Here is a 13587-nt window from a genome sequence, read left to right as displayed (position 1 = left end):
GGGCCGGGGCTGTCCAGCGTACGACGCCGACGCCGTTGCCGTCGGGGCTGTGGACAACCGCTGTTTCCCCTGGCGGTGAAGAACCCGGTGCCGGGAAGTCCCCGAGGACTTCCCGGCACCGGGTCTTTCCCCCGCAACCCCCGTATGCGGTGGTCGGGCGGCGGCCGAGCCGGTGCGGCTAGTCCGTCGCGATGGCGTTCAGGACGTTCATCCGGCCCGCCCGGAACGCCGGGATCAGCGCGGCGAACAGGCCGACGAAGGCCGAGGCGATGAAGACCGTGATGATCGTCGGCCAGGGGATGTCCAGGATGTGCAGGCCCTGGAGCGAGAGGAGCTTCTGGGCGGTGGCACCCCAGCCCATGCCGAGGCCGAGGCCGAGCAGGGCGCCGAAGAGGGCGATCACCACGGACTCCAGGCGGATCATGCGGCGCAGCTGGCGGCGGGAGAGACCGATGGCCCGCATCAGGCCGATCTCCCGGGTCCGCTCGACGACCGACAGGGCCAGGGTGTTCACGACACCCAGGACCGCGACGATGATCGCGAGGGCGAGCAGGCCGTAGATCATGTTCAGCAGCTGGCCGATCTGGTCCTTCAGCGCCTTCTTGAAGTCGGTCTGGTCGCGCACGGTCAGCGACGGGTCGTCCCGCATCGTCGACTTCAGCGACGCGTAGGCGGCCGCTTCGTGCCCGTCCTTGGCGGTGGCGAAGACCATCTGGTCCAGCGGCATCCGGCCGGCCGGCATGTACTTCGCGGCGGTGGAGATGGCGGTGTACATCGCGCCCTTGTCGACCACGACGTCGTCGCTGGTGATCGCGCGGACCGTCAGCTTCGCCGTCGCACCTTCCCTGAAGCCGACCGAGACCGTGGAGCCGAGCTTGATGGCGTGCTTCTTGGCGAAGTCCTGGGGGACGGACATCGAGCCGGGCTTGTAGGCGTCGGCGAGGTCACCGGCGACGGTCTTGGTGCGCACGTCCTGCGCGTAGGTCGGATCGGCCGCGTTGATGGTGCTCTTCTCGGAGACCCGGCCGTCCGGCGTGGTCAGGTCCGCGTCCAGGAGCTTGTACTCGGTGACCCGCTCCAGGCCGGGCGTGGCCTTGATCTTCTGCACCATCTGCGGTTTGACCATCGAGTACTGCTGGTCGCCCTGGATGATGAAGTCCGTGCCGACGGTCTTGTCGAGCTGGTCGGTGGCCGAGGCCACCATGGAGGAGCCGACGACCGACAGACAGGCCACCAGGGCCAGGCCGATCATCAGGGCCGCGCCGGTGGCGCCGGTGCGGCGCGGGTTGCGCAGCGCGTTGCGCTCCGCCATCCGGCCGACGGGTCCGAAGAACCGCAGGATGATCGCGCCGAGGACGCGGACCACGCCTGCGGCGAGCAGCGGGCCGATGACGACGAAGCCGATCAGCGTGGCGACCACGCCGAGGCCCAGCCAGCCCGAGCCCGTCGTGGCCTTGTCGGCGCTCGCGGCGGCGTACAGGCTGACGGCGCCTGCGCCGGTCAGGAGCAGGCCGATCACGGCCCGGACCACGCCCGACTTCGCGTCGGCCGGGGCGCCCGCGTCGCGCAGGGCGGCCATCGGAGAGACCTTGCCGGCGCGGCGCGCGGGCAGATAGGCCGCGAGGACGGTGACGACGACGCCGAGGACCAGGCCGACGGTGGGGGTCGTCCAGGCGACGGTCAGGTCGTCGGTGGACAGGTGCATGCCCATCTGGCCCATGAGCTTCATCAGGCCGACCGCGATGCCGACGCCCGCGCCGACACCGAGCACGGAGCCGATCACGCCGAGCAGCACCGCCTCGACCAGCACCGACCGGTTGACCTGCTTACGGGAGGAGCCGATGGCGCGCATCAGGCCGATCTCGCGGGTGCGCTGGGCGACCAGCATGGAGAAGGTGTTGATGATCAGGAAGATGCCGACGAGGAAGGCGATACCGGCGAAGCCGAGCATCGCGTACTTCATGACGTTCATGAAGCTCTCGACGCTCTTCTGGTTGGCGTCGGCGACCTCCTTGGCGGTCTGCACCTTGTAGCCGTGACCGAGGGCGGCCGTGACGTTCTTCTTCAACTGGTCGTTCGTCACGCCCTTGGCGGCGGTGACGTTGACGTTCGTGTAGACGCCGGTCCGGCCGACCAGGGTCTGCTGGGCGGTCCTGGTGTCCAGGTAGAAGATGGCCGCGCCCGGGTTGGTCACCTTGAAGGCGGCGATGCCGGACACGCGCGCGTGGTGGGTGCCGACGACCGAGATCATGCCGATCTCGGAGCCGATCTTCAGGTGGTGCTTGTCGGCGGTGTCCTCGTCGACCATGACCTGGTCCGGGCCCTGGGGCGCCGTACCGGAGGTGATCTTCATGGTGCGGGCGTCGTTGCCGTTCCAGCTGCCGACGATGGTGGGCGCGCCGCTGGACGGCGACAGCTTGTCCTTGTCGGCGTCGATGACCGTCACCGCGGTGGAGGCGACCGTACCCTCGGCCTTCCGCACGCCCTCGGCCCCGTGGATCTTGCCGACCACGGAGGCCGGCATGACGGGCGGCTTGCCGGTGCGGGAGGTCGTCTGGCCGGTGTCGGAGGAGCCCATGGCGCTGACCGTGACGTCTGAGGACGTGGCCTGGAAGAGCTTGTCGAAGGTGGTGTTCATCGTGTCGGTGAACACGAGCGTGCCGCACACGAACGCCACCGACAGCAGGACCGCGACCGCCGACAGCGCCATGCGGCCCTTGTGCGCGAAGAAGTTGCGCATCGAGGTCTTCAGGACGGTCATGACGTACGTCCCCGGGCGTCGAAGTCCTTCATGCGGTCCAGAACCTGATCGGCCGTCGGCTGGTACATCTCGTCGACGATCCGGCCGTCGGCGAGGTAGAGCACGCGGTCGGCGTAGGAGGCGGCGACGGGGTCGTGCGTGACCATCACGATGGTCTGGCCGAGTTCGTCCACCGAGCGGCGCAGGAAGCCGAGGACTTCGGCGCCGGCACGCGAGTCGAGGTTTCCGGTCGGCTCGTCCCCGAAGATGATCTCCGGGCGGGCGGCGAGGGCACGCGCCACGGCGACGCGCTGCTGCTGGCCGCCGGAGAGCTGGGTCGGCCGGTGCTTGAGCCGTTCGGCGAGGCCGACGGTCTCCACCACCCGGTCCAGCCACGCCTTGTCCGGCTTGCGCCCGGCTATGTCCATGGGCAGCGTGATGTTCTCGATCGCGTTCAGCGTCGGCAGCAGGTTGAACGCCTGGAAGATGAAGCCGATCCGGTCCCGGCGCAGCTGGGTGAGCTTCTTGTCCTTCAGGCCGGTGATCTCGGTCTCGTCCAGGTAGATCTGACCGCTGCTCACGGTGTCGAGTCCGGCGAGGCAGTGCATGAGGGTGGACTTGCCGGACCCCGAGGGGCCCATGATCGCGGTGAACTGGCCGCGTGCGATGTCCACGTCGACGTGATCGAGGGCGACGACACGGGTCTCACCGGACCCGTACGCCTTCACGACCTGCCGCGCCCGCGCGGCAACGGCCGTACGCCCTCCAGTGCCCCCGTGCCTGGGAATGGTCACAGCCGATGTCACGGTATGTCTCCTATGTCGGTGTGCAAGTCGGTGAGTTGCCCCTGGTGTACCGGGGTGTCGTCCTGGGTACGTCGTTGAGTCTCGTGGCCGCCGAGGGCGTCGCGCGCTGGTGCGAAGCCCCGTCTTTCCCTGGGGAAAACCCCACCCCTCCGGTGTGGCCGGCCGCCCCCCTGCGGCGTAAAGCCAGGTTAAGGACCGCGCCCCGCCCCGCTCGTCCTCCGCCGGAACGAACCCTCCCCGAGCCGTAGTACGGAGGTACCCCTAGGGGTGCTCCACCTCCGGGCGGAGTCGTTCTCGGGGTGGACTCCACCCTTCGGCCCGGAAAGCCTCCACCCTTCCGTTGCGTCAGGGTCAAGCCCGTTCGCGCCAGGCCGGGTCCAGGGGGCGCGTGGCAAGCTGTCGTACCGCAGATAGATGCAAGGGCCACGGGGCAGACTCCGCCAGGAAGCCAGCGCGTCAGGGAGAGGGGTACACGGTGGGCAGTCACGGGGAGGGGTCCGCAGGGGGGAGCACGACACCCGCGATACGCGGCGGCACGGCCGCGCGCAAGGACACCCGGCGACGGGGCGCGGTGGTCGCCGCGCTGATGCTGGCGATGGGACTGGCCGCGCTGGACTCCACCGTCGTCTCCACGGCCGTACCGCAGATCGTCGGCGACCTCGGCGGGTTCTCCGTCTTCTCCTGGCTCTTCTCCGGCTATCTGCTCGCCGTGACCGTGACGCTTCCCGTCTACGGCAAGCTGTCCGACACCTTCGGCCGCAAACCGGTGCTGGTCGCCGGCGCGGCCGTGTTCCTGCTGGGCTCGCTGTTGTGCGCGAGCGCCTGGAACATGGCCGCGCTGATCGCGTTCCGCATCGTGCAGGGCCTGGGCGGCGGGGCGTTGCAGGGCACCGTGCAGACGCTCGCCGCCGATCTGTATCCGCTGGCGGAGCGCCCGAAGATCCAGTCCAAGCTGTCCACGGTGTGGGCGGTGTCGGCGGTGGCCGGGCCGGGGCTCGGCGGCGTGCTCGCCACGTACGCCGACTGGCGCTGGATCTTCCTGATCAACCTGCCGATCGGCGCCGCCGCGCTGTGGCTGGTCGTCCGGCATCTGCACGAGCCCGTACGGGAGAGGCCGGAGCACCCCGACAGCACGGCACGCGCGCGTGTGGACTGGCCGGGCGCGCTCGCGGTGTTCGCCTGCGGCGGGGTGCTGCTGACCGCGCTCGTGCAGGGCGGGGTCGCCTGGCCCTGGCTGTCCGCGCCCTCGCTGACGCTCTTCGCCACCGGCCTGGCGCTGGCCGGTGTGGTGGTCGCGGTGGAGCGACGGGCGGCGCAACCGATCATGCCGGGGTGGGTGTGGCGGCGCCGGACCATCGCGGCCGTCAATCTGGCACTCGGCGCGCTGGGGCTGCTGATGGTGGCGCCGAGCGTGTTCCTGCCGACGTACGCGCAGTCGGTGCTCGGACTCGCGCCCGTGGCCGCCGGTTTCGTGCTGTCGGTGTGGACGCTGAGCTGGCCGGTGTCGGCGGCGCTCAGCCAGCACGTCTACCGGCGCATCGGCTTCCGGGACACCGCGCTGCTCGGCATCGGCCTGGCCACGCTGATCCTCTTCGCGTTCCCGTTCCTGCCGTACCCCGGCTCGTGGTGGCAGCCGACGCTGCTGATGCTGCTGCTGGGCGGGGCGCTCGGACTGTTCCAGCTGCCGCTGATCATCGGCGTGCAGTCGACGGTGGGCTGGTCGGAACGGGGCACCACGACCGCGTCCGTGCTGTTCTGCCGACAGACCGGACAGACCGTGGGCGCGTCACTGTTCGGCGCCGTCGCCAACGGCGTGCTGGCCGCGCGCCTGGGCGGAGCGGGCGATCTGGACTCCGTCACGCGCGCGTTGGACGCCGGCAGGGCGCCGGAGGCGACCCGGCGGGCGATCGCCGACGCGGTGCACACGGTGTATCTCGGCGCGGCGGGCGCGGCGGCACTGGCCTTCCTGGTCCTGCTGCTGGTGGCGCCGAGGCGGTTCCCGGTGCGGCAGGAGTGACGGAACGACGGCATCGCGCGGTGCGGACGGGATACGGCCGGGGTACGAGCAGTACGGACGGGGTACGGCTGGGGTGCGACCGAGGTACGGATGGGCTACGGACGGCCTGGCGCGACGCCCCTGACTCCGCCGGCTCCGCCCGCCGGGCCATTCCGGTCAACGCGGGTAACGCCCCGGGGCGGGCTCGGATTTCGTGTAGCAAGCGCATACCGACTGGCCAGTTCGGTGAAAACGCCGCGTGAACCCGAACTCGCGAGTAACGTGCGTGGCTCCATTTCCCACCCCCCACCTCCCTGCGGTCCGCCGCCACGGACCCGAGCCATGCAAGGAGCCCCGGGATGTCCTACGACCCGCCGCACCCGTCGTACGACCCACCCCATCCGTTCAACGACCCGCCGCACACGCCCTACGGCCTACCGCACCCGTCCTACTGCCCACCGCACCCGCCCTACGGGCCGCCATCCCCCTCCTTCGGCCCACCACCCCCCTCGCGCCTCACCTACCCCTGGCAACCCGCGCCCGCGCGGCCGCCCCGGCCGCAGCGCCCGCCGGCCCGCGAACCCCTCGGCCACCACAGCGACCTGCGTGTGCTGCGCGGCGCCTACCGCTGGCAGCGGCGCACCGCCACGCTCACCGCGCTGGGCTACTTCACCCTGTTCCTGGTCCTGTCCGCGACCGCGCCCGGCGTGATGACACGCACGGTCGCCGACGGCATCCCCGCCGGCCTGCTGCTCGCCCTGCTCCAACTCCCGGTCACCGGGCTCGCGATCGCCCTGTACGAGCACACCGCGCGCCGGCATGTCGATCCGCTCGCGGACCGCATCCGCAAGACGGCCGAACTGGACGCGCGCCGGGGAGCGGTCCGATGACCGGCGCCGCCACCCCGGCCACGGGAGTCTTCACCGGCTTCAGCGGCTCGGCCCAGTCCATGTCCCTGGTCGCCTTCTCCACGGTCGCCACGGTGACCCTGCTGCTGTGCGTGATGACCGGCCCCGACCGCGACGACCTCGACGAGTTCTACACCGGCTACGGCTCCCTGTCCCCGCTGCGCAACGGCCTCGCCATCGCCGGGGACTACATCTCCGCCGCCACCGTCCTCGGCACCGGCGGAGTGATCGCCCTGTGCGGCTACGACGGTGTCGTCCTCGCCCTCAGTACGGCGCTGTCGCTGATGCTGCTGATGTTCCTGCTGGCCGAACCGCTGCGCAACGCGGGCCGGTTCACGATGGGCGACGCGCTCGCCCGCCGGCTGCCGGGCCGCTCCGTGCGCATCACGGCCTGCGCGGTGACGATCGCCGCGCTGCTGCCGCTGATGCTGGTCCAACTCGCCGGCACCGGGCAGCTGATGGCGTTCATCCTGGGCTTCTCCAACGCCTCGCTGAAGACCGGATGCGTCGTCGGACTCGGCGCCCTGATGATCGCCTACGCGGCGATCGGCGGCATGAAGGGCACCGCGCTCATCCAGATCCTGAAGATAGTGATGCTGCTCGGTTCGGGCGCCGTGGTCGCCGTGCTGATCCTGCACCGCTTCCACTGGGACCCGGGCGCCCTGTTCTCCGCCGCCTCGCGGCGAAGCGGGGCCGGGCCGGCCTTTCTGCACTCCGGGCTGCAGTTCGGCACCGGGCCGAGGTCCCGGCTCGACATGATCGCCTCGGAGTTGACGGTGGTGCTCGGCGGCGGCGTCCTGCCGCACGTCACCATGCGCATGTACACCGCTTCCAGCGCCCGTCAGGTGCGCCGGTCGATGTCCTGGGCGGTGTCGATCGTCGCCCTGTTCGTGCTGGTCATCACGGTGATCGGGTTCGGCGCCACGGCCCTGGTGGGCCGCTCCGTGATCGCCGGCGCCGATCCGCAGGGCAACACCGCGTATCTGCTGAGCTCGCGGGCGGCACTGGGCGCCGACGTGTCCACGACGGAGACCTTTCTGTTCACCATGGTCACCACCGCGATCTTCCTGACCCTGCTCGCCTCGGTCGCCGGGATGATGCTCGCCTGCGCCAACTCCCTCGCCCACGATGTGTTCGCGGCCCGCGTACAGGAGATGCCGGCCCGGCGCGAGATGGCCCTGGCGCGCGTCTCGGCGCTCGCCATAGGGGTGCCGACGATCCTGCTGGCCACACTGGTGCAGCACCACAGCCTCCAGCCCCTGATCACGCTCTCCTTCTGCCTGGGCGCCTCGGCCATCGCGCCCGCCCTGGTGTACGGACTCTTCTGGCGCCGGTACACCCGGGGCGGACTGCTGAGCACTCTGATCGGGGGCTCGCTGACCGTGCTGCTGCTCATGCCGGGCACCAATCTGGTCTCCGGCTCGCCCGTCTCGGCCTTCCCGCACGCCGACTTCAACTGGTTCCCGTTCACCACGACCGGCATCGTCTCCATCCCGGCCGGCTTCTTCTTCGGCTGGCTCGGGACGGTGGTCTCCGGCCGCGCCGGGGCGGAGCAACAGAGGCGTGAGTACGAGGCGGTGGAGGGGTGGATCCTGGCGGGGGCGGTACGGAAGGGGGGTTGAAGGGGGCGCGAGGCACGGGAGCGCGGGCGCGGGGCGTACGTGGGGTGCGCGGGGCTCCGGGCGGGGGCTGCCGCGCACCGGGGTGCGGAGCGCGCGGGCAGGCGCGGTGCGGGGAGCAGGCGCCGAGGAGGGGAGCGCGTCGGCAGGCGCGGGCGCTGGGCGCGCGGGCGCCCGGTGCGCGGCGTGCAGGCGCTGGGCGCGCGGGCGTGCGGGCGCCCAGCGGGGGCGGTCGGCGAACCGGGGAGCGGCCAGCCAGTGGCTGGCGCTAGTCCAGGGCCGCTCTGCCCGTCAGCGTGATCAGGCGGCTGCGGACGTGGTCCATGTGCGCCTGCACGTGGTCCCAGGTCTCGCCGTGCTCGCGCAGCACCTGTTCCGTCTCCCCGGCGATGCGTTCCTCGCGTACGCGCGCGTCGGCGACGATCTCGGCGGCACGCGTGCGTGCCTCCTCCTCGCTGCGCTGCGCGAACTCCTCGGCCTCGCCGAGGGCCCGCTTTGCGGCGGTCAGCGCGGCCTCGGCCAGGCTCGCCCGTTCGGCGTTCCGGGCCTCCAGCGCGGCGATCCGCTCGGCTTCCTCGCGTTCGGCCTCGGCCCACTGCTGGGCGTGCTCCCGGGACTGCTCGGTGAGCATGGCGGTGGTGCGCTGCCGTACCTCGCGCAACGCGGCGAGCGCCGCGCCGCGCTCTTCCTTCACGTCACGCCGGGCGCCGACGCGGAGTTCCTCGGCTTCGGCGCGCGCGGCGAGGAGCCGCTGGCAGGCGTGTTCGTCGGCTTCCGCGCGGAGCGCGTCCGCCGCTTCCTGCGCCTCCCGGCGCGCGTCGGCAGTGTCCGCTTCGGCCTGCGCGACCTGCTCATGCGCTTCACGCCGGGTGCGCTCGCGAAGGTCCGCCGCCTCCTCCAGCACGAGCGAGAACAGATCCCGCGCACGCTCCCCGAGCGCCTCGTACTCCTGCGGCGGCAGCTGGGCGACGGCCTCGCGCAACCGCGCGGCCTCCGCCTCCATGTCCTTGGCGAGCACGGTCAGCCGCGCGGCGCGCTCCCACGCGGCGTCACGGTCGTACGACAACGCCTCCAAGGAGGCGTCGACCTGATCGGGACGGTAGCCGCGCCCCCGGACGGTCACGAAGCCGTTGGGCGACATCGATGCGCTGCTCACCCTGGGAACTCCTCTCCACCGGACATACACGACAGGACGATTTCGCGCACATCTTGATGGATCGGACGTAAGTGTTCATAACGCGACACTCCGCAGCCACGTCACGCGCGCTATCTCGCAGTTCCCGCTTGCTGTGACCTGGGGCGGACCGAAGTGCTCTCTTCCTCCTCAAGGGTGACGACCGTACTGCGAACGGGTGCCGCCCCGGCTCATCGCTCCCACGAAAGGCGCCGGAAACGACACCGGCCCATCGTGTCCCTCACGCGTGCGTGGAGGACACGATGGGCCGGCATCCGGGTGGTGCTCCTACAAGAGCCCGTCCCACATCTGCTCCAGCAGCACCGACCACCAGCTCTCCGGGGAGCCGAGCGCCGCCGGGTCCAGGGCGGCCAGCTGCGCCTGGAAGTCGACGGTCCAGCGCCCCGCCTGCTCCTGGTTCAGCCCGAACCTCAGGCGCCACATCCGGCCCAGCAACGCCAGGCACCGCGCGAACTCGGGCAGCCCGGTGTTCACGAACTGCGGCGGCACCGGCGCCCCGCCCGGCCCCGCCTCCACGGGCACGGCCACGATGTTCGCCGTCCCGTACTGCACACAGATCGCCCTGCCGAAGTCGGTGCCCATGACGAGGTACGAACCCGCGTCCGACGCAGGCTGCACCGCGCGCTCGGCCGCCAGCTCCGCCAGCGTCGGCACGGGACGGCCCGGCTGAGCCTGCGCCCAGAAGAACGGGCCCATATCCACCGGCAGACCGGCCACGACCAGCGTGTGCGCCACGATCGGCGGCACACCCTGCCGCGACACCGCCTGCTGGTCGAACCGGAAGATACCCGGCCCGAACGCCGCCGCCAGCTCCTGCGCGATGCCCTCCGGCGGGACCGGCGGCACGGCCTGCACCGGCGCCAGCGGCGCCCGCACCGGCGCGAGCCGCGCGGGCCCGTCCGCCACCTGGTGCAACTCACCCTGGTGCGCCAGCAGTTGCTGCATACCCTGCTGTCGGCTCGCGTGGTCCGTGCCGTACGGCGCGATGTTCGTGATCCGCGCCTGCGGCCACTGCTCCCGGATCATCCGCGCGCAGTAGGCACCCGGCAGCGCGCACGACTCCAGCTCCGTGTGCAGCTCCAGCACCTGGTCCGCCGGCACGTTCATCGTCCGCAGCTCATGGAAGATCTGCCACTCCGGATGCGGCATACCCGGCGCCGAACGCCGGATCAGCTGCTGCTCCGAACCGTCCTGAGCGCGGTAGCGCAGCACGGCCTGATACCCCGGACCGACCGTCGGCTGCCCCTGCTGCGGATACCCGTACGCGGCCGGCTGCCCCGGCATGGGCGCGCCCGGCGGAGGCATCGCACCCGGCGGCATCGACTGCGGTGCGCCCGGGCCGCCGGGCGGCATGCCCGGGGCGCCCGGAGCCATGGGAGCGCCGGGGGCGGGCGGCGGGGGCGGAGGTGCGCCGGGACCGGCCACGGGGGGCGCGGCCAGCATGGTCTCCGCGTGGTGCACGGCCCCGCGCCCGCCCCCTGGAGCGCCCGGGGCGCCAGGCGCACCGGGACCGACGGGAGCGCCCGGAGGCTGTGGTGCGCCAGGCACGGGTGGCATGCCCGGGGCGCCCGGGGCCATGGGAGCGCCGGGCGGAGGCGGCATGCCCGGGGCGCCCGGCGGCTGCTGAGCGCCCCCGCCCAGCTGGCTGGGGTCGGCCAGCATCGTGGCCGCGTGATGCACATTGCCCGCAGGCGCGGGAGGCGGAGTGGGGGTACCCGGAGCATGGGGCGCACCCGGCGCCTGCGCCCCTTCCGCACCACCCGGACCGGCCGGCGCGCCCGCAGCGCCGGGCCCCTCCGGGCCGAGCGCCGACACCAGCTGCGTCGGCACGTACGGACCGCTGGACGCACCCGGCTCGGGGGGCATCGGCGCGCTCCCCGGGCGCGCGCCCGGCGCGCCAGGGACACCCGGCGGCGGAGGCGGCGTACCCACGCCACCGCGCGCCTTCTTCGGCAGCGGCGCCGCCTTGCTGGTCGCGGCGTCCGCGATGTCACCGGCGTTCGGCGCGAGATGCCGCGCAGACGCACCCGTGTCCGCCGGAGACTGCGGCGCACCCGCCGTACCGTCCGGCGCCTGCGGGTAGCCGTACGGAGGAGGCGTGCTGCCCTGCGGCGCGCCAGGCCCCTGCGGGTAGCCGTACGGAGGAGGCGTACTGCCCGGCGGGACGCCCGGCGCGCCGGGAGCGGCAGGGGGCGGGACCGGAGTGCCGGGCGCCGGCGGGTACACGTGCACGCCCGGCGGAGGCGTACCGGGAGACGCCGGCGGCTCCGGGTAGCCGTACGGCGGCGTGCCGGGCGACGGAGGGGGCGTACTGCCCTGCGGAACGCCCGGCGCACCAGGAACAGCGGGCGCCCCGGGCACACCAGACCCACCCGGCGCGTGCGCAGCATGAGGCGCTCCCGGCGCGTTCGCCGGATCGAGCGCCGGCGCGACCGCCGTCGCCGGCAGCTGACTGCCCCCCGACATCAACGCCGTCTTCGCGTCCGGCACACTCGTCGGCGGCCGCGGAGCCGGACCGTCGGCATCGCTCAGCGGCGGCGCGAACACGGTCGCGGGCAACGGCACGGAACGGTCGTCCTCGCCCGGGTCCGCGTTCGTGTCGGTACCGGACCAGGGCGTCGCGCCCACGGGCACATCCGCGGACGGCGCATTCCCGGGAGCAGGCGCCCCGGGCACACCGAACGCGCCCGGCGCACCCGACCCGCCCTGCGCCCCACCAGACACCCCGGACGCCCCCGATACCCCGGACGCCCCAGCACCAACACCGGCGCCCGCATCAGCACCGGAAGCCACACCCGAAGCACCCGCACCGGCACCAGCACCCGCACGACCGCCCCCGCCCTCCGGCTCCGGCCGCCGCTCTCCCCCGATGCCCAGCTTGTCCGCCGCCTCCTGCAGCCACTCCGGAGGAGTCAGCAGGAACGACGTCTGATTGAGATCCATCCGGGCAGCCGCCGGCGCCGGAGCCGCGCCCTGCGCCCCCTCGGCACGGCCGTACTCCTCCTCGTACCGGCGGATCACCTCACCCACCGGCAGACCCGGCCACAGCGTCGCCTCACCACTGTCCCGGGCGATCACCAGCCGCTGCGCGCCCGCGTCCGAACGCGGCCCCTCCGCCCGGTCCTCGCCCCACACCACGAAACCCAGCTCGAACTCCCGCACCCGCACCTCACGATGCTGGTACGCGGGCACGTCACCGTTGATCCACTCCTCGGCGCGCTCCTGCGCCTGCGCGTAAGTCACCATCGCTGCAGCTCACTCCCCCACCGGGCCGGCGGACGCCGAGCCGGCCGACACGGCGACGACACGGGCGAAACCACCGTCGACCATCAGATTCGCCACCGTCTCCAACTCCGGCGGATTGCCCGCCAGCCGCGACAGAAAGGCATCGAAGTCATCACCGCACGGCAGCAGCAGACGCTCCACCCGCTCCGCCGGCGACCACGAAGGATCCACATCGCGCACGTCGTCGTACGCGCAGAACCACACCGAACCGGGCCGCTCGCCCTTCACCTTCACCGCGAGCAGACCACCCTGCACGAACGAGACCCCGAGGTAGTCCTTCGTCAGGTGGTCCCGCAGACACTTGTTGACATACACCAGGTCGTTCACGGCCGCCTCCTCGCGCACCGTGAAGAACGGCTGGTCCACCAGCAGACCCAGCTCGGCGTCCAGCGCCGCACCCACCGGCGCACAACCACCCGCCGCCTTCAGGAACGAGCGGTACGCGCCCGGAAGACGGAAGCCGAGATCCTCCTCGACCCCCTGCACCTGCGCCTCCGTCACCGCCACACCCGACTTCGGCAGCCCGAAGTGCGCCGGCCGCGTCTCCTGCAACGGCCGCGTCCCACGCTTGCCGTGCTCGACCGGCGCCGTCGCCACCCCGCCGTGATGCCGCAGCAACGCCTTCACCTCGACCGGAACCAGCTCCAGCCGACGCGTGCCCACCACGTGATGCCACGTCCAGCCGTGCGGCGTCGCCACATCCGGCACCGTGTCCCACAGCTCATGCCGCTCCGCAGCCAGCGCCGCGTTCGCCGACACATAGTCCGTCAGCCGCAACTCGTCGACGCCGAAACCGTCCGGCGGCTCGGCGATCTCCACCGCCACGCGCGCGTACGGAGCGAAATCCGGGTAACCACGCTCATCGACCCGTACTCCTCTCGGGTGACGTGCCGCCCGGACCGGATCCGGGAAGTGCACGACCTGCCCGGCGTAGGCCGCGTTCGGCGGCGCGGCTTGCTGCCCGAGCCGACCTGTCGTCATGGCGGTAGCCCCCTGCGGCGTTCTGTTAGGCCTCAATCGGCGGTGTCGATCGCGGAT

Annotated in this window: 8 protein-coding genes; 3 read left to right on the top strand and 5 right to left on the bottom strand. The window is 72.3% G+C overall.

The window, feature by feature from the left end:
* Positions 1–178 precede the first annotated feature (178 nt).
* Both IE277_RS08440 and IE277_RS08435 read right to left on the bottom strand, forming a co-directional pair.
* Positions 179–2761 carry an ABC transporter permease gene (locus IE277_RS08440; protein WP_189950042.1) on the bottom strand — a complete coding sequence of 861 codons (2583 nt, stop codon included), beginning with the start codon at positions 2759–2761 and terminating at the stop codon, positions 179–181.
* Complete coding sequence (locus IE277_RS08435) at positions 2758–3546, bottom strand: ABC transporter ATP-binding protein (protein WP_189950040.1); 789 nt, start codon at positions 3544–3546, stop codon at positions 2758–2760. The genes IE277_RS08440 and IE277_RS08435 overlap by 4 nt, the downstream gene beginning before the upstream one ends.
* A 475-nt stretch (positions 3547–4021) precedes the next feature.
* On the opposite strand from IE277_RS08435, the gene IE277_RS08430 reads away from it, so the two are divergent.
* The 3 genes from IE277_RS08430 to IE277_RS08420 all read left to right on the top strand — a co-directional run bounded on the left by IE277_RS08430 (position 4022) and on the right by IE277_RS08420 (position 8072).
* Positions 4022–5563, top strand: a complete 1542-nt coding sequence (locus IE277_RS08430; RefSeq protein ID WP_373310747.1) for an MFS transporter — start codon at positions 4022–4024, stop codon at positions 5561–5563.
* 338 nt (positions 5564–5901) lie between these two features.
* Entirely contained in the window at positions 5902–6432 is a 531-nt protein-coding gene (locus tag IE277_RS08425) for a DUF485 domain-containing protein (RefSeq protein ID WP_189950038.1), read from the top strand.
* The gene (locus tag IE277_RS08420; RefSeq protein ID WP_189950036.1) at positions 6429–8072 is read left to right on the top strand and encodes a sodium/solute symporter; all 1644 of its coding nucleotides are present in this window, start codon (positions 6429–6431) and stop codon (positions 8070–8072) included. The genes IE277_RS08425 and IE277_RS08420 overlap by 4 nt, the downstream gene beginning before the upstream one ends.
* 265 nt (positions 8073–8337) lie before the next feature.
* On the opposite strand, the gene IE277_RS08415 is transcribed toward IE277_RS08420, so the two are convergent.
* From IE277_RS08415 to IE277_RS08405, 3 genes are all read right to left on the bottom strand, one after another.
* Positions 8338–9225: a coiled-coil domain-containing protein gene (locus tag IE277_RS08415; protein ID WP_229881009.1), complete on the bottom strand. Its 888-nt coding sequence runs from the start codon at positions 9223–9225 to the stop codon at positions 8338–8340.
* Between the two features lie 306 nt (positions 9226–9531).
* Positions 9532–12510, bottom strand: coding sequence for an SUKH-4 family immunity protein (locus tag IE277_RS08410; protein ID WP_189950034.1), 2979 nt, complete (start codon positions 12508–12510; stop codon positions 9532–9534).
* Positions 12511–12519: 9 nt separating this feature from the next.
* Positions 12520–13530: an SMI1/KNR4 family protein gene (locus tag IE277_RS08405; RefSeq protein ID WP_189950031.1), complete on the bottom strand. Its 1011-nt coding sequence runs from the start codon at positions 13528–13530 to the stop codon at positions 12520–12522.
* Positions 13531–13587: the final 57 nt, after the last annotated feature.

Source organism: Streptomyces alanosinicus (genome assembly GCF_014650595.1).
Classification (GTDB): Bacteria; Actinomycetota; Actinomycetes; order Streptomycetales; family Streptomycetaceae; genus Streptomyces; species Streptomyces alanosinicus.
Note: the sequence above shows the minus strand (reverse complement) of the source record. Positions and strands in the feature narration are given on the sequence as shown.